The organism is Aeromicrobium sp. Root344 (assembly GCF_001425755.1).
GTDB lineage: Bacteria > Actinomycetota > Actinomycetes > Propionibacteriales > Nocardioidaceae > Aeromicrobium.
In genome coordinates this window covers 3,182,609-3,198,777 of the sequence record NZ_LMDH01000001.1, presented here as the reverse complement: position 1 = coordinate 3,198,777, position 16,169 = coordinate 3,182,609, and the positions used below count along the sequence as shown (strand labels likewise).

At 68.7% G+C, this 16,169-nt stretch carries 12 protein-coding genes; 6 read left to right on the top strand and 6 right to left on the bottom strand.

Translation table 11 applies throughout. The features are described 5' to 3' along the window. Nucleotides 1-15: 15 nt before the first annotated feature. From ASC61_RS15760 to ASC61_RS15745, 4 genes are read right to left on the bottom strand one after another with little or no spacing between them, the layout of a single operon-like run. Nucleotides 16-678 (bottom strand): thymidine kinase, encoded by a 663-nt coding sequence (locus tag ASC61_RS15760; RefSeq protein WP_056215788.1) that lies wholly within the window; start codon nt 676-678, stop codon nt 16-18. A 22-nt stretch (nt 679-700) separates the two neighbouring features. Continuing rightward, nucleotides 701-1,804, bottom strand: coding sequence for an alkaline phosphatase family protein (locus ASC61_RS15755; protein ID WP_056213471.1), 1,104 nt, complete (start codon nt 1,802-1,804; stop codon nt 701-703). Beyond that, nucleotides 1,801-2,367 carry a DUF5998 family protein gene (locus ASC61_RS15750; protein ID WP_056213469.1) on the bottom strand — a complete coding sequence of 189 codons (567 nt, stop codon included), beginning with the start codon at nt 2,365-2,367 and terminating at the stop codon, nt 1,801-1,803. The genes ASC61_RS15755 and ASC61_RS15750 overlap by 4 nt, the downstream gene beginning before the upstream one ends. Continuing rightward, nucleotides 2,367-5,060 carry a bifunctional acetate--CoA ligase family protein/GNAT family N-acetyltransferase gene (locus ASC61_RS15745; RefSeq protein ID WP_056213468.1) on the bottom strand — a complete coding sequence of 898 codons (2,694 nt, stop codon included), beginning with the start codon at nt 5,058-5,060 and terminating at the stop codon, nt 2,367-2,369. The genes ASC61_RS15750 and ASC61_RS15745 overlap by 1 nt, the downstream gene beginning before the upstream one ends. A gap of 97 nt (nt 5,061-5,157) precedes the next feature. On the opposite strand from ASC61_RS15745, the gene ASC61_RS15740 reads away from it, so the two are divergent. From ASC61_RS15740 to ASC61_RS15720, 5 genes are read left to right on the top strand one after another with little or no spacing between them, the layout of a single operon-like run. After that, nucleotides 5,158-7,605, top strand: a complete 2,448-nt coding sequence (locus ASC61_RS15740) for a DNA gyrase/topoisomerase IV subunit A (protein ID WP_056213466.1) — start codon at nt 5,158-5,160, stop codon at nt 7,603-7,605. 25 nt (nt 7,606-7,630) lie between these two features. Continuing rightward, the gene (locus tag ASC61_RS15735; protein WP_056213464.1) at nt 7,631-8,350 is read left to right on the top strand and encodes an LppX_LprAFG lipoprotein; all 720 of its coding nucleotides are present in this window, start codon (nt 7,631-7,633) and stop codon (nt 8,348-8,350) included. Then, the gene (locus tag ASC61_RS15730; protein ID WP_056213462.1) at nt 8,347-10,104 is read left to right on the top strand and encodes an MFS transporter; all 1,758 of its coding nucleotides are present in this window, start codon (nt 8,347-8,349) and stop codon (nt 10,102-10,104) included. Before ASC61_RS15735 ends, ASC61_RS15730 begins: the two co-directional genes overlap by 4 nt. A 10-nt stretch (nt 10,105-10,114) precedes the next feature. Then, nucleotides 10,115-10,609, top strand: coding sequence for a beta-class carbonic anhydrase (locus tag ASC61_RS15725; RefSeq protein ID WP_056213460.1), 495 nt, complete (start codon nt 10,115-10,117; stop codon nt 10,607-10,609). Nucleotides 10,610-10,618: 9 nt separating this feature from the next. Beyond that, complete coding sequence (locus ASC61_RS15720; protein ID WP_082530714.1) at nt 10,619-11,992, top strand: outer membrane protein assembly factor BamB family protein; 1,374 nt, start codon at nt 10,619-10,621, stop codon at nt 11,990-11,992. A gap of 3 nt (nt 11,993-11,995) precedes the next feature. On the opposite strand, the gene ASC61_RS15715 is transcribed toward ASC61_RS15720, so the two are convergent. Continuing rightward, nucleotides 11,996-14,092, bottom strand: coding sequence for a DNA gyrase/topoisomerase IV subunit B (locus tag ASC61_RS15715; protein WP_056215784.1), 2,097 nt, complete (start codon nt 14,090-14,092; stop codon nt 11,996-11,998). A gap of 195 nt (nt 14,093-14,287) precedes the next feature. Here ASC61_RS15715 and ASC61_RS15710 point away from each other — a divergent pair, with 195 nt between their 5' ends. Further along, nucleotides 14,288-14,491 (top strand): DUF7455 domain-containing protein, encoded by a 204-nt coding sequence (locus ASC61_RS15710; protein WP_056213457.1) that lies wholly within the window; start codon nt 14,288-14,290, stop codon nt 14,489-14,491. A gap of 67 nt (nt 14,492-14,558) precedes the next feature. On the opposite strand, the gene ASC61_RS15705 is transcribed toward ASC61_RS15710, so the two are convergent. After that, nucleotides 14,559-16,085, bottom strand: coding sequence for a phospholipase D-like domain-containing protein (locus ASC61_RS15705; RefSeq protein WP_056213455.1), 1,527 nt, complete (start codon nt 16,083-16,085; stop codon nt 14,559-14,561). Nucleotides 16,086-16,169: the final 84 nt, after the last annotated feature.

Here is a 16,169-nt window from a genome sequence, read left to right as displayed (position 1 = left end):
CTCTGCGAGGGAACCTCAACCAAACGGAAGCACGTCCGGCGACAGGGCTGATGCCTTCGCCGACGCGGCCGTCATCCTGCGGCGATGGTGCCGGCGGCACAGCACCTCGTAGCCCACGACCAGGTCGTCCTCGTCCGGCGTCAGCTCGTGGTCGACATCCCCCACGACGATGACATCGCCCTCGGTCACCATGATCCCGTCCTCCGTGCGCGCGTTGTGCGTCGCGCGCTCGCCGCACCAGCACAGCGCCTCGACCTGCAGCGTGTGCACGTGGTCGGCGAGCTCGATCAGCCTGGCCGAGCCGGAGAACAGCTGGGTCCGGAAGTCCGTGAGGATGCCGAACGCGAAGACGTCGATCGCCAGCTCGTCGGTGACCTTGGCCAGCTGATCGATCTGGTCCGCGGTGTAGAACTGGGCCTCGTCGCACACGAAGTAGTCGATGCGGCCGCCCTGGGTCAGCTCGTCGACGGTGTATTGCCAGAAATGGAACTGGTCGTCGACCTCGATCGCCGGCACGGCGAGACCCAACCGGCTGGAGAGCGTTGCCGCGCCCGCGCGGTCGTGCGACGTGAACACCCGGCCGACACGGCCTCTGGCGCGATGGTTGTGGTCCATCTGGAGCGCCAAGGTGCTCTTGCCGCAGTCCATCGTCCCCGAGTAGAAGTTCAGCTCCGCCACGGCCACCATCCTGCCAGCCGGGTCATGGCGCGACGAGAACCGGGATGCGCAGCTCGGCCTCGCTGATCGAGCCGTGGAAGCCGGTCATCTTGAACTCGATGCCGAACTCGCGCGACGAGAACACCGCGAAGTCGCCGAGCGCCGCGACGACGACATCGCCGATGCGGCCACGGACGTCCGCCGCGATGGGCCCGAACCAGTCCTCGATGCCCTCCTGCGTACGCACGACCGCACGGTCACCCAGCTCGGCCTGCCAGCGTGCCGCGACGTCGGGCGCGGCACCCGAGCGCGTGTAGACGTGTCGGAACCGCGCCTCACCGGCGAGCAGGGTGACGTCGTCCAGCAGGGTGGGCGACGAGTCGACGTCGAATCGGCCAGCCTTGGGCAGGTCGATCATGCCGTGGTCGGCGGTGACCAGCAGCACCGTGTCGCGGGGCAGCTCCTCACGCAGGTCGGCCAGCTCGGTGTCGATGGTGGTGAGCATCGCGCGCCACTCCGCCGACGCGCAGCCCTTGCCGTGGCCCGTGTGGTCGAGCCGCGACTCATAGGCGTACGTCATGGCGCGCGGCGCCGACTCGATGACCTCCAGGACGACGTCGAGGCGTTCCCAGATCGAGTTGATGCCGTGGAACGGCACGCCGCGCTGGCTGCAGAGCGTCAGGCCGGAGTCGGCGAACGAGGCGTCGTTGACCGATGACGCGGTGATGCCGGCGTCCTGCATCTGCTCCAGCACCGTGCGGTGCGGCTGCCAGATCAACGGGTCGACCGGCTGGTCCCACTTGAGCGAGTTGAGCCGCTGACCGCTGCCCGGCACCCGCGACGTGTAGCCCACCATGCCGTGCGTGCCGGCCGGCAGCCCCGTGCCGAGCGACGTGAGGCTGGTCGCGGTGGTCGACGGCACGCCGCACACGACGTCGTCGACGTTCGTCAACGAGCTGAGGAACGGCGCCGCATCAGCGTGCTCACGCAGCAGCTCGAGGCCGAGTCCGTCGACGAGGAACACCACGTAGCGCGCCGCCTCCGGCAGGACCAGCGAGTTGGCGAATCCCGGGGCGCCCATCGCGGCGCCCACGGACGGCAGGATCTGGTCGATCGTCGCTCGACCGCCGAGTCCGGCCAGGGTCATGCGCCGCGGCCGGCGGTTGCGGCCGACAGCGTACGGGCGAAGCCGAGCAGCCGCTGCACCGCCGAACCGCCGTCTGCGGCAGCCGCGAGGCGCAACGAGAAGTCATCGCCGGTCAGGCTGCCGGTGTAGCCGTGATCGGCCTCGCACTCGGGGTCCGCGCACCGTGCCGGCTCGAGCTCGACGCGTGACACCGCGCCCCAGCCGACCGTCAGCACGGCCTCCTCGAGCTCCTTGGACTTCGACGTCACCATGCGCGTCACGACGACCGAGCGCACCTGGCCGAGCGCCACGGCCTCCGACGTCGTCGACGTGTAGGGCTTGGGCAGCAGGTCGTCACCGGGGTGCTCATCGGTGTGCACCAGCACGAGACGACTCGGCGTCAGTGCCAGCACCGTCATGTGGCGGCGGATCTCGTCGTGGTCGAACGTCGGCTCGTGGTGCAGGACGTAGGCGGCGACCGGCTCGTCGGCGAGCGCGTCGCGCAGACCGTCGGCAACGATCTCGGGGTAGTAGCCGCTCGTGGAGACCTCGTCGAACAGGGACTTCGTGTCGTCAGTGGCCATCACGCCAGCGTATCTCCCATCGAGGCAGGTTGACTCAGGCGCCGGACGTACCACTCGCCGCGGCGATCCGCGGACGGTACGACCTTGGCGCGGGCGCTCAGGGCGGTGTAGCCCTTGCCGTGCACGAGCACGGGTTCCAGGTCGAGCTCGGCGATCTCCGGGAGATCGTCCTTCATCGCCGCGAGCCTGACGATGATGTCCTGCAGCGTGTCGACGTCGACCGCGTCGGAGCCGCGATAGCCGTAGAGCAGCGGCGCGGAGCGCAAGTCGCGGATCATGCCCTCGGCGTCGAGATCGGTCAGCGGCGGGATGCCGTAGGACCGGTCGCCCAGCAGCTCGCTGGGTGCACCGGCGAGGCCGAACGACACGAGGGGGCCGAACAGCGGGTCCTCGGTGACGCTGAACGACACCTGGATGCCGTCGGCCGCGGCTCGCTGCACGAAGAACTTGGTGTCCTTGCGCATGCCCTTCCAGGTCGTGAGGTCGTCCCACGCCTCGCCCATCTCGTCCGGCCCGTGGATGTTGCGCCAGACGTGCGCGAGGTCGGGCCGGGTGCGGAGGTGCTCGCTGCCGGCCTTGAGGACGACGTCCCAGCCGAGCTTCTCCCCCGCCGCGATCGCCTCGTCGCGCGAGTGCACGTTGATCCAGGTCCACAGGTCGATGCCGTAGCAGGCCAGCAGCGCGTGCACCTGGTCCGTCGACAGGATCGCCCCGCGTGGCGCGGCGGCGAGCACCTGACGGACGAGCGTACGGGCGTCACCCGTGCGGTGGTCGAGCGCGAGGTGGAACTCGCCGTGGTCCTTGGCGGCCCACTCGGCGTAGTTGACGACGCGGGCGAGCGCGCGGACCGCGGACTCCGGCGCGGCGTACGAGGGCACCGAGCCACGACCGGCGGATCCGCCCAGGAGGTCGGGCACGCGCAGCAGCACCGGCACGCCCTCGCTGCCGAGGAAGGTCGACACGATCGGCTTGTCGGACTGCTCGCCGACGGCTGCCAGCACGTTGGCGACCTCCTCGCCGCTGGTGTTGAGCGGCGGGACGTAGACCGCGACCAGCGCGTCGATGTCGGGGCTCGCGATGGCGTGCTCGATGGCCGCCTCGAAGTCGTCGGCGTTGGCGTCGGCTCCCAGCGAGATCGGCTCGGCCACCTGCAACCCGGCCGCCGAGGCCGCGTCGGCGACGATCAGCGCGACGGCGTCGGAGTTGCCGACGATCGAGATGCGGTTGCCCCGCGGCAGCGGCTGGTGGGCCAGCAGCTGGGCGACATCGAACATCTCGTCCAAGGTGTCGACCTGGATGACGCCGGCCTGGCGGAACATCGCATCGACCGCCGACTGCGGGGCCGAGGTGCGCTTGACGGTGTGGCCGACCGGTACGCCTTGAGTCGAGCGTCCGGACTTGACCGCCACGATGGGCTTGGTGCGGGAGACGCGACGGGCGATACGGGAGAACTTGCGCGGGTTACCGATCGACTCCAGGTAGAGCAGGATGACCTCGGTCGAGTCGTCCTCCTGCCAGTACTGCAGCAGGTCGTTGCCCGAGACGTCGGCGCGGTTGCCGGCCGACACGAACGTCGACAGGCCGAGGCCTCGACGGGACACCGACTCCAGGATCGCCGTGCCGAGCGCACCGGACTGGCAGAAGAACCCGACGCGGCCCTGAGGCGGCATCGACGGCGACAACGAGGCGTTGAGCTGCAGGTCAGGGGCGGTGTTGATGAACCCGAGGCAGTTGGGGCCGATGAGCCGCAGCCCGTACGACCGACTGAGGCCCAGCAGCGTGCGCTGCCGCTGACGGCCCTCCGGGCCCTCCTCGGCGAACCCGGCGGAGATCACGACGAGCCCGTGGACACCCTTGGCCGCACAGTCGAGCACGACGTCGTTGACCGACTCGGCAGGCACCGCGACGATCGCGATGTCGACCTCGCCCGGGATGTCCTGGACGGTCTTGTAGGCCGGGAGACCCGACACCGCCTCGGCCTGCGAGTTGACCGCGTAGACGCTGCCGCTGAAGTCGCCCAGCACGAGGTTGCGCACCATCGCCTGGCCGATCGAGTTCTGCCGGCGGCTGGCACCGATGACCGCGATGCTGCGGGCGCGGAAGATCCGCTCGATCGAGGCGGCCTCGGCGCGCTGCTCACGGGCTCGCATGACCCCCACGGCCAGGTCGGTGGGCTCGATCCGCAGCGTGAGGCGGGTGACGCCGCCGTCGACCATGCCGTCGACCTGGTAGCCCATCTCGCGGAAGATCTGCTGCATCCGGGAGTTGGACGGCAGGACGTCGGCGACGAACGTACGGATGCCGCGCTCGCGGCCGGCTTGCGCGAGGTGCTCCAGCAGCAGCTGCCCCACCCCGCGACCCTGGTGCGCGTCCTCGACGAGGAACGCCACCTCGGCCTCGTCGTCGGTGATCGCGTCGTAGCGGCCGACCCCGATGATCGTGGCGTGCAAGGTCACGACGAACGCGACGCGGCGGTCGTTGTCGACCGTCGTGAAGCGCGTGACATCCTTGTCCGAAAGCGTCGGATAGGGCGCGAAGAAGCGGAAGTACTTGGACTGCTCGGAGACGCGCGAATAGAACTCCACGAGCCGGTCGGCGTCGGCCTCCAGGATCGGCCTGAGCTGGGCCACCCGGCCGTCCTTGAGCAGGACATCGGCTTCCCAGTGCTCGACGGGCTGCACCTCACTGGTCACGCCCCCAACCTATCGGGTGCCTCACGGCGTGGCGCGAGAAGTCCGCAGGTGAGAGCGGCGAAAATGGACAACTGAGCAGCGCAACACAGGAGAGTGAATGGCCCGCAGCAGCAAGCAGGCTCCCGAGGAGGACTTCGAGGAGCACATCGTCGACACCGACGTGAGCGACGAGATGCGATCGAGCTTCCTCGAGTACGCCTACTCCGTGATCTACGCGCGTGCCCTGCCCGATGCACGCGACGGCCTCAAGCCCGTCCAGCGGCGCATCCTCTACACGATGGACGACATGGGCCTGCGAAGCGACCGCGGGCACGCCAAGAGCGCGCGACCCGTCGGCGAGGTCATGGGCCGGCTGCACCCGCACGGCGACGGCGCGATCTACGACGCACTTGTCCGCCTCGTGCAGCCCTGGTCGTTGCGGCTGCCGTTGCTCGACGGGCACGGCAACTTCGGGTCCCAGGACGATCCGCCCGCGGCGATGCGTTACACCGAGGTCCGCATGGACCGGGCCGCCGAGGCGATGACCGCGTCGATCAACGAGGACACGGTCGACTTCAAGCCCAACTACGACGGACGCGAGACCGAGCCCGTCGTGCTGCCCGCAGCGCTGCCCAACCTGCTCGTCAACGGCGCCAGCGGCATCGCCGTCGGCATGGCCACCAACATCGCGCCGCACAACCTGATCGAGGTCGTCCAGGCGCTGCGTCACCTCATCAGCCATCCGTCGGCCGACCTCGACGACCTCATGCGGTTCATCCCCGGCCCCGACCTGCCCACCGGCGGCAAGATCGTCGGCCTCGAGGGCATCCGTGACGCGTACGCGACGGGCAACGGCTCGTTCCGCATGCGGGCCTCGGCGCGCGTCGAGAGCGTCACGGCGCGGCGCAAGGGCATCGTCGTCACCGAGCTGCCCTACAACGTGGGCCCGGAGAAGGTCATCGAGGCGATCAAGAAGCTCGTCCAGGCCAAGAAGCTCCAGGGCATCTCGGACATCAAGAACCTCAGCGACCGCCACAAGGGCCTCAACCTCGTCATCGAGATCAAGAACGGCTTCATCCCCGAGACGATCCTCGAGCAGCTCTACAAGAGCACGCCGATGGAGAGCTCGTTCGGCATCAACGCCGTGGCACTCGTCGACGGTCAGCCCCGCACGTTGGGGCTCAAGGACATGCTCGAGGTCTACCTCGGGCACCGCATCGACGTCGTCCGTCGCCGCACGCAGTTCCGCCGGGGCAAGGCTGCCGACCGCCTGCACCTGCTCGACGGCCTGATGCTGGCGCTCGTCGACATCGACGAGGTCATCCAGCTGATCCGCGCGAGCGAGAACCGCGGCGAGGCCAAGGAGCGCCTCATGACGGTGTTCGACCTGTCCGACATCCAGGCGACCTACATCCTCGACCTGACGCTCGGCCGGCTCACCAAGTACGACCGCATCGAGGTCGAGCGCGAGATCGCCGAGCTGCGCAAGATCATCGACGAGCTCGACGCGATCCTGGCCGACGAGCAGCTGCTCCGCCGGGTCGTCGGCGACGAGCTCAACGACATGGCGCAGACGTTCGGCACGCCACGGCGCACGGTCCTGCTGGAGTCGTCCGGCCAGACCGCCACGGCCGCATCACCGCTGGAGGTCGCCGACGACCCGTGCTGGGCGCTGCTGTCCGCGACGGGACTCCTGGCCCGTACGTCCGACGACTCGCCGCTCGGCGACGTCGACCGCCGGGTCAAGCACGACACGATCGTGTCGGCCGTACGCACGACAGCCCGCGGCGAGATCGGTGTCGTGATGGCCGACGGTCGCATCCAGCGCATCTCGGTGCTGGAGCTGCCGGCTCTGCCGCCCACCGCCCAGTCGCCCAACCTCCAGGGCGGCATGCCCCTGCGCGAGATCCCAGGGCTCGAGGGCACGGTTCTCGCCCTCACCGGTCTCGGCGACTCCGGGCCGGGCCTGGCGCTCGGCACGCGCTCCGGCGTCGTCAAGCGGGTCAAGCCCGAGCAGCTGTCGCGTGACTCGTGGGACATCATCTCCCTCGACGAGGGTGACGTCGTGGTCGGTGCGGTGGAGCTGGCGACCGGCGACGAGGAGCTCGCGTTCGTCACGTCAGACGCCCAGCTCCTGCACTTCCCGGCATCGCTCGTACGCCCGCAGGGTCGCGCCGGCGGCGGCGTCGCCGGCATCAAGCTGACACCGGGCGCCCGCGTCGTCTCGTTCGGTGCGGTCCGCGACATCGAGTCCGCCAGCGTGGTGACGATCGCCGGGTCCGGCGATGCGTTGCCCGGCACCCAGAACGGTGCCGTCAAGGTCAGCCCGATGGCGATCTACCCCGCCAAGGGGCGCGCCACCGGCGGCGTCCGATGCCAGCGCCTGCTCAAGGGTGAGGACGGGCTGCTGCTGGCCTGGGTGGGCGACGGCGCGCCCATGGCGTGCGCGACGAGCGGGTCTCCCGTCGACCTGCCCGAGCCCACCGACCGTCGCGACGGCTCCGGCACACCCGCCGCGCAGCCGATCCTGGCAGTCTCGGGTCCCGCCGGTTCGCTCGCGATCTGAGCGCTGCACCGTGCAAGACTGAGCCGTGCGCACCCGACACCTCATCCTGACGCTCGCTGCCTCCGCCCTCGTCGTCTCCGGCTGCACCGGATCCTCCGGCGGCGACGGTGGCACCAAGGGCGACCCGGCCAAGCTGCAGGCGCGTCTCACGGAGGCCAAGACCGCTCTCGACGACGCCGAGACGGTCACGATCTCTCTGTCGACCGCGAAGCTGCCCTCCGACGTGACGGGGCTCCTGTCGGCCAAGGGCAGGGGCAACCACTCCCCCGCGTTCGAGGGCAAGGTCAAGGTCGTCACCGGCGGTGCGAGCCTCGACGCCGACGTCATCGCGACCGACGGCAAGGTCTGGGCGAAGACCGGGTTCTCGCCGTCCTTCCTGACGATCAACCCGGCATCGCTCAAGGCGCCGGATCCCGCCGGACTGCTCGCGCCGGACACCGGCATCTCGCAGATCCTGGCCAAGACGCAGAAGCTCTCCGAGGGCGACAAGTCCCGCGACGGCAAGGACGTCCTCACGACGATCACCGGCACACTTCCCGGAAGCCTCGTCCGGGACATCATCCCTTCGGCCGCCCAGGACAAGTCGTTCGCCGTGACCTACCGCCTCGACGACGACAACGTCCTGCGCGACGCCAGCCTCAAGGGGCCGTTCTACCCCAACGGCGGTGACGTGACCTACACCGTCAGGCTGACCACCTCCGACACCGCCATCACCATCGAGCCGCCGACCCCCGCCGGTCGATGACCTCGCGGGAGGCGATCAGTCCCGCCTCGAGAGTTCTCCTCGGACTGGCTGCTGTCGCGATCTCGTTCGCTGCCGCCGACACGTACGTCGTGGTGCTCGCACTGCCCGACATGATGACGTCGACCGGGCTCGACCTCGACGACCTGCAGCGCGCCGCTCCCATCGTGTCGGGCTTCCTGCTGGGCTATGTCGCGGTGCTGCCTCTGATCGGGCGCATCTCCGACCTCCGGGGTCGCGTCCCGGTGCTGCTCGGGTCGCTCGTGGTGTTCGCCGCCGGGTCCTTGGTCACCGCGGCGGCCTACAACCTCGAGAGCATCGTGCTCGGCCGCCTCATCCAGGGCGTCGGCGGTGGCGGCCTCATTCCGCCGACGCTGGCCCTCGTCGCGGACCTCTGGCCACCCCAGCGGCGCGGGCTGCCTCTGGGCATCGTCGGCGCCGTGCAGGAGCTCGGCAGCGTCCTGGGACCGTTGTACGGCGCGGTGGTGCTCGCGTTCGGTGACTGGCGGCTGATCTTCTGGCTCAACTGTGCGATCGGCCTCGTGCTGGCCGCCGCCATGCTGCCGTCCCTGAGCGTGTCGCAGCGGCACGAAGGCGGCGCGACCGCTGCGCGCGGCATACGACGCGCCGACCTCATCGGCGCCGGCCTGGCCGTGCTCACGCTCATCGGGATCACGGTCGTCATGCTCGAGCCCGACCGGCTGACCCGAGGCGTCACGAGTGGCCTCGCGTTCCTCCCGGTCACGGGCGACTCCCGCTGGCTCACGCCACTGGCCCTCACGACGTACGGACTGCTCGCCCTGTTCCTGCTGCGCCAGGTGACCGCGCGACGTCCGCTCCTCGGCTGGCGCCAGTGGCCGGCACTCGCCCGCGAGACCGACATCTCCGGTGCTCTGCTGCTCACCACCGGGCTCGGCGCCGTCATCCTGACGTTCGCGTCGGCTGAGCCCGAGCGCGGAGCGATCTCTGATCAAGCACCCTGGTTGGTCCCCCTGGCGGTGGTGGCCTTTGCCGGCTTCGCACTGCGCCAGCGCCGCGCGCCGCGCCCGTTGCTCCCGCGCGGCGCTCTCGCGGCGACGCCCGCCTGGGGCGCGCTCGTCGTCTCGTTCTTCGTCGGCGCGGCCCTCATCGCGGCGCTCGTCGACATCCCGTTCTTCGCCCGGCTCACCGTCGATCGCGACTCCCAGCTCGACGCAGCCCTGGTCCTCGTACGGTTCCTGGTCGCCCTCCCGATCGGCGCGCTCCTCGGCGGCTGGCTGCTGCGCAGAGTCCCTGCCTCCGTCCTCACCTGTGTCGCGATGCTGATGAGCGCCGTGGCGTTCTGGCACATGTCGACGTGGGACGCGCACTCGCTCGACCACCCCGTCGAGACGCTGTCCCTGGTGCTGGGCGGCCTCGGTTTCGGCCTCGCGATCGCGCCGGTCAACGCGGTGCTGCTCGCCCACACCGCCGATGCCGTGCACGGGGTGGCGTCCGCGCTGCTGATCGTGGCGCGCATGGTGGGCATGCTGCTGGGCATCTCGGCGCTCACCACGATCGGCCTCCGGGCGTTCTACCGCGCGTCCGACTCGATCCCGCCCGCCGCAGAGCTCTGCCGCGGCAAGGCGACGCTGTGCCAGGCCTACAAGGATGCCGTCCGGGACGCGGGCATCACCCAGCTGCACGCGGTCTTCATCGGTGCCGCGGTCTGCGCTCTCACAGCCGCCCTCCTGGCCCTGCTGGTGTTCCGTGACAACGACGAAACAGCGACCCGATAACCTGTCGACCATGCCTGAATTCGACGACTTGCTGGCGGCCAATCGCGAGTACGCCGAGGACTTCGGTCTCTCGGGTTTCGACGGGATCGCCCACGCCGGGATTGCCATGGTGACCTGCATGGACTCCCGCATCGACCCGCTTCGCATGATCGGGCTCGAGCCCGGCGACGCCAAGATCCTGCGCAACCCCGGTGGCCGGGTCACCGACCAGGCGCTCGTCGCGCTGGTGCTGGGTGTCAACCTCCTGCAGGTCAAGCGCGTGCTCGTCGTCGAGCACACGCGCTGTGCCATGGCGTCGTCCACGGAGGACGAGCTCAAGGCACGCGTCGGCGACGTGGCCGGCACCGATGCGTCATGGATGACGCTGGGCGCGATCGTCGACCAGGAGAACACCGTCCGCGCCGACGTCATGCGCGTCCGTAGCCACCCGCTGATTCCCGACGACATCGCCGTCGGAGGTTTCATCTACGACGTCGACACCGGTCTCCTCAATCCCGTGGCCTAGTCTCGTCGCATGAGCTCCGGGGGGAAGCGCGACACGACTGCGCCACGTCGAAGGACCGGCCGACGGACCGTGATCGGGCTGGGTGCTCTTGTCCTGGTGTGCGGGCTGCTCGTCGGCTGTGCGCACTGGCAGGTGCACCGCCTCGAGACCGCCGACGTCGACTGGTCGACACCGCTCGACTACGAAGGCGAGGCCACGGTCGCGGCGGGCAACGTCTACGTGTTCGACAACTTCGACGGATTCGACGTCATCCGGATGTCCGACGGCAAGACGCTGGCGAGCCAGTTCGACTCCGAGGCATTGTCGATGTTCGTCGGGCGGAGCGGGTGGTTCGTCACGGTCGCTCAGCAGGCACGACCCACGATGACGTTCTACTCGCCCACGGGCAAGAAGGTGTGGCAACGCCCGGTGCATGGTGGTGAGCCGGTCCAGTGGATCCCCCAGGCGATCGGCGACGGCACGATCACCTACCGGGACTGCGCGACTCGCGGGAGCTGTCGGATGACTTCGCTCGACCGCACCGGCAGGCAGCTGTGGTCCGTCGATTCCCTGCCGAACGTTCGATTCGGTGTGGCTCACCGTGAGAACCGGGACCAGGTCGAGGTGAACCGGGGCGAGGCGCGGCTGCAGGTGCTGCCGACAGTTGCTGTGGCCAACCGTGCGGGTCGCGTCACGACGTTGGACCGGAGCGGTCGGCCCGCCGGCGAGTCCATCGACGCCGCCGACTCGGTTCTCGTGGGCAACACGCTGATCGAAGTCGCCCGCGACGGCGATGCGTGCGCGTACCGCGGCGTACGAGCGGGCAAGGAGATCTGGCGCACCACGGCCGACTGCTCCGCGATGGCTGCCGTCTCGAGCGTCCTCGCGTATCCACGACGGATCTTCGTCGGCTACGACGGCAAGGACACCACCTCACGGCGTATGGTCAGCATTCGTCTCTCCGACGGCCACACCCACGTTCACCCCAAGGCCTGGCTCGGATTCGACCCCGAGACCAAGACCAGCCGGTCGGTCGGCGAGGACGTCATCGTCGACCAGCGCAAGGGTCGGCTGACCGGGATAGACCCCGACACAGGCGACACGATGTGGCACCGAACCTTCTCGGCCAAGACCGGCGCTCCGACCGTGTACGTCTCGAACGGCGCCGTGTCCGTCCTCTCGAGCCACTCCGGCTTCTGGCGTGCCATGGCCTTGCGGCGCGATCAAGGGCACGATGTCGTCACGATCATCCAGCCGCGCTCCGGAGACGTGTCGGCCCGCCTTCTGCAGAAGTCGCTCAGCTCGACGGTTGGTCTCGGAGCGGCGAGCGCGATGATCGGCCTCGACGGCGGGCGCGGGCTGGTGCTGACGAACGATCGCCTCTTCAGCATCGGTCCGGACTGACCCTCAGGCGTCGATGCGGTCCGCGTCGATCTCGTAGGCACCCTGCACGATGAACTCCTTGCGGGGCGGGACCTCGTTGCCCATCAGCAGCTCGAACACCGACGAGGCCTCCTCGCCGTCGTCGACCGTGAGCCGGCGCAGCGTGCGGTGTCGCGGGTCCATCGTCGTCTCGGCCAGCTGAGAGGCGTCCATCTCACCGAGGCCCTTGTAGCGCTGCACCGGGTCCTTCCACTTGATGTTCTTGCGCTGCAGCTCGGCCAGCTTGCGCTGCAGCTCGGCGTCGGAATAGGTGTAGACGTACTTGTCCTGGCCCTTCTTGGGGCTGGACAGCTCGATGCGGTGCAACGGTGGCACGGCCGTGAAGACCCGGCCGGCGTCGACCAGCTCGCGCATGTAGCGGAAGAACAGGGTCGCGAGCAGGCACCGGATGTGGGCACCGTCGGAATCGGCGTCGGCCATGAAGATGATGCGACCGTAGCGCGCGGCGTCGACGTCGAACGTCCGACCCGAGCCTGCGCCGACGACCTGGATGATCGACGAGCACTCGGCGTTCTTGAGCATGTCGCCGATGCTGGCCTTCTGGACGTTGAGGATCTTGCCGCGGATCGGCAGCAGCGCCTGGAACTCCGAGTCTCGCGCCGACTTGGCGGTGCCGAGGGCCGAGTCGCCCTCGACGATGAACAGCTCGGACCGCTCGACGTCGTTGCTGCGGCAGTCGGCCAGCTTGGCCGGCAGCGCGCTGGACTCCAACGCGTTCTTGCGGCGCTGCGTGTCGCGCTGCTGACGCGCCGCCAGACGCGTGCGCGACGCGTCGACGACCTTCTGCATCACGAGCCGCGCCTTGGCCTTCTCGGCGGTCTTGGTGGACGTCAGGAAGCGCTTGAGCTCACGGGAGACGACCTGGTTGACGATCTTGGTCACCGCCGGGGTGCCAAGGACTTCCTTGGTCTGGCCCTCGAACTGCGGCTCCGCCAGGCGTACGGTCACGACCGCCGTCATGCCCTCGAGCACGTCGTCCTTGATGACGTCGGGATCGCCGGTCTTGAGCAGGCGGGTCGTCCTGAGCACGTCGTTGAACGTCTTGCTGACACCGCGCTCGAACCCGTTGAGGTGCGTGCCGCCCTTGGGGGTCGCGATGATGTTGACGAACGACTGCACCTGGGTGTCGTAGGCCGTGCCCCACCGGACCGCGATGTCGACGCCGAGCGTGCGCTCGATGTCCTGCGGCGTCATGTGGCCCTTGCTGTCGAGCAGCGGGACCGTCTCGGTGAAGACGTCCTCGCCCTGCAGCCGCAGCACGTCGGTCACCGGTTCGTCGGTCGCGAGGAAGTCGCAGAACTCCGCGATACCACCGTCGTGACGGAACTTCTCCTCGTGCGGCTCGTCGCCCCGGTGGTCGCTGATGACGATCTCGAGGCCGGGCACGAGGAACGACGTCTGCCGCGCGCGCGTCACGAGCTCGTCGTAGGCGAACTTGGCACCCTTGATGAAGATCTGTGGGTCGGCCCAGTAGCGCACCCGCGTGCCGGTCTTGGCCTTGGCGACCTTGCCGATCTTGCGCAGCTCGTTGGTCGGGGTGAAGTCCGCGTCGGGACCGTCGCCGGCGAACACGCCCGGCTCACCGCGGCGGAACGACATGGCCCACGTCGCCCCGTTCTTGTCGACCTCGACGTCGAGCCGAGATGACAGGGCGTTGACCACCGAGGCGCCGACGCCGTGCAGGCCGCCGGTCGCGACGTAGGACCCGCCACCGAACTTCCCGCCGGCGTGCAGCTTGGTGTAGACGACCTCGACGCCGGTCAGCCCGGTCTTCTTCTCGATGTCGACCGGCACGCCACGACCATCGTCCTGGACCTCGACCGAGCCGTCGTCGTTGAGCGCCACACGGATGTGGCTGCCGAAACCGCCGAGGGCCTCGTCGACCGAGTTGTCGATGATCTCCCACAGGCAGTGCATGAGACCGCGCGTGTCGGTCGAGCCGACGTACATGCCTGGGCGCTTGCGGACGGCTTCCAACCCCTCGAGAACGAGGAGGTTGCGTGCGTCGTACGTGCTGTCGATTGTCGGTGCCTCTCGGGATCGGTCGTGTGCGTCAAGGATATCGACCCGGTGTGACGTGCCCCGCCATGACACGCGACCCACAGCGCGCCTGCGTCGATTTGTCCCGCTCGGGGAGTATGTATGTCGTAGGTCACGAACGACCACGAGGAATAGCGCCCCGTGATTGGATGTTGATCTGGTCATAACCGCCGATTGCTCAGAGAGAAGGTCACCGTGACAACACTGACAGCCCCCATGCTGAGCTCCCTCGACCGCTGCGACCGCTGCGGCGCTCAGGCATACGTACGCGTGACCCTCGGCGGCGGTGGTGAGCTGATGTTCTGCGCTCATCACGCGCGGCAGCACGAGGACAAGCTCCGCGAGATGTCAGCCCTCATCCACGACGAGAGCGAGCGACTTGCGGCGACGCCGTCGACGTTCGCCGACGAAGACGCCTGACCGCTTCGTCAACCCAGACACACGCGAAGGGCCGGCCAGATCATCTGGCCGGCCCTTCGCGTTGTGCTCAGTAGGGGAAGTTGCGGTACTCGTGGGACTGGAGGATCGCCTTCCAGTGCTCGAGGTACGCGTCGTAGACCGCAGGGTCGGTCGTCTCGGTCGTGATCTCGTCGCTGGCCACGAGGTTGGAGCCGGTCAGGGCCGCGGAACCGGCCTGGACGACCGTCGCCCGCGCCCCGTCCTTGGGCCACACGGTGCCGTTGGGCAGGCGCTCCTCGGGGTTGTAGAAGTTGGGCCGCAGCTTGGCCTCGACCAGGATGGTCTTGTCGTGGGGCTTGGCCCACGCCGCCTCGATCGTCCGGCTCGACGTCTTGAAGACGTCGAGGATCGGCCGGCACACGCGGATGTACATCTGGCAGTGCGTCGTGCGGTTGACCTTGAGGTCGTCCTCGAAGTAGACGCCCGAGATCTTGCACCCGCCTTCCGCGAGCTCGACCAGCCGCTGGGCGACCGCGATGCGGCGGTACTTGAACCGGTTCTCCTGCAACCTGATGCGGCACTGGTCGTCGGGGATGACGCGCTTGAGCAGCATCAGCACCGGGTCCTTGCCGTTGGTCGGCGTCGCCCGGATCGGCGTCGGGTAGATCGTGACGTTCGCGAGGTTGGAGTAGAACATCCCGTACACCGGGTCGGCCCTGGTGTAGCCGTAGCGCTCACGCTGGCTCTCCGTGATCCCGTAGCGCGAGTTGTGAGCCTTGATGTACGCCGTGTAGTTGCTGTTGACGTTGCGCTCGTTCCACATGTCGGACCACATCTGACGCGTCTCTTTCCACAACTTGTAGTCGTTGTAGACCGTCAGACCGTTGTTGTAGGTGCGCTCACCGCTGGGGCCACCGAGGTTGGCCGAACCGGACCAGATGGCGGCACTGGCCGGCTTGTCGTCCCGCGTGTAGGTGCTCGTGATCAGCAGGATCTTGGTGTGCATGATCGCGCCGTTGAGGCTCGACAGGCAGGCGAGGCTCTTGCCCTTGGAGCAGATTTTGAAGTGACCGTGCGGGAGGGCCCCCAGCTTGCGCTGCAGGTAGCGCGACTCCTTGGACTGTGACGCCTTGCCGTGGATGACGTAGACTTCGACGCCGTTCTGGGCCGCGCGGATCAGTTCACGGCCGACGCGGTGCGAGTTCTCCATGCGCGAGATCGACAGGTAGACGGCCTGGGATCCACGGTCGCTGCGCAGGGCGCCGGTGGGCTTGCGGTAGGAGCCGCGGATCAGTCGCTCGAGGTCGTTGAGCAGCGAGAAGTCGCTGTTGGCCGAGCTCGAGATCGCCTTGTAGGGGCGGGAGAAGTTGGTCTCCAGGGTCACTGGCTTCGCAGCGCCGTACGGGTTGGAGAACCCTGCCGCAGCGGTCTTGACCTCGCCCTGCGGCAGGGTGCCGTCCTCCTCGCCCGTGGTGGCGGTGTCGGAGGGAGCGGGCGTCGTCGGCGTGGCCGTCGTGGTGTCGTCGACCGGGACCTCGTCGGCGTGGGAAGCCGCGGTTCCGAAACCGAGGAGGAGGCTGCAGGCAAGAGCGCCAACCCCGAATGTGCGCAGCACGCGCGTCGATCTGCCGGTTTTCTGCACAGGTCTACTCTCCGAGGGGCTCGTCGTGGTCGTGACAGTCTAACGCAATCGGTCCGG

What these genes read in the sequence shown, in the direction of transcription:
- ASC61_RS15755 (WP_056213471.1), bottom strand. Translation starts at nt 1,804, where the DNA reads ATGACCCTGGCCGGACTCGGCGGTCGAGCGACGATCGACCAGATCCTG.
- ASC61_RS15750 (WP_056213469.1), bottom strand. Translation starts at nt 2,367, where the DNA reads ATGGCCACTGACGACACGAAGTCCCTGTTCGACGAGGTCTCCACGAGC.
- ASC61_RS15740 (WP_056213466.1), top strand. Translation starts at nt 5,158, where the DNA reads ATGGCCCGCAGCAGCAAGCAGGCTCCCGAGGAGGACTTCGAGGAGCAC.
- ASC61_RS15730 (WP_056213462.1), top strand. Translation starts at nt 8,347, where the DNA reads ATGACCTCGCGGGAGGCGATCAGTCCCGCCTCGAGAGTTCTCCTCGGA.
- ASC61_RS15725 (WP_056213460.1), top strand. Translation starts at nt 10,115, where the DNA reads ATGCCTGAATTCGACGACTTGCTGGCGGCCAATCGCGAGTACGCCGAG.
- ASC61_RS15720 (WP_082530714.1), top strand. Translation starts at nt 10,619, where the DNA reads ATGAGCTCCGGGGGGAAGCGCGACACGACTGCGCCACGTCGAAGGACC.
- ASC61_RS15710 (WP_056213457.1), top strand. Translation starts at nt 14,288, where the DNA reads ATGCTGAGCTCCCTCGACCGCTGCGACCGCTGCGGCGCTCAGGCATAC.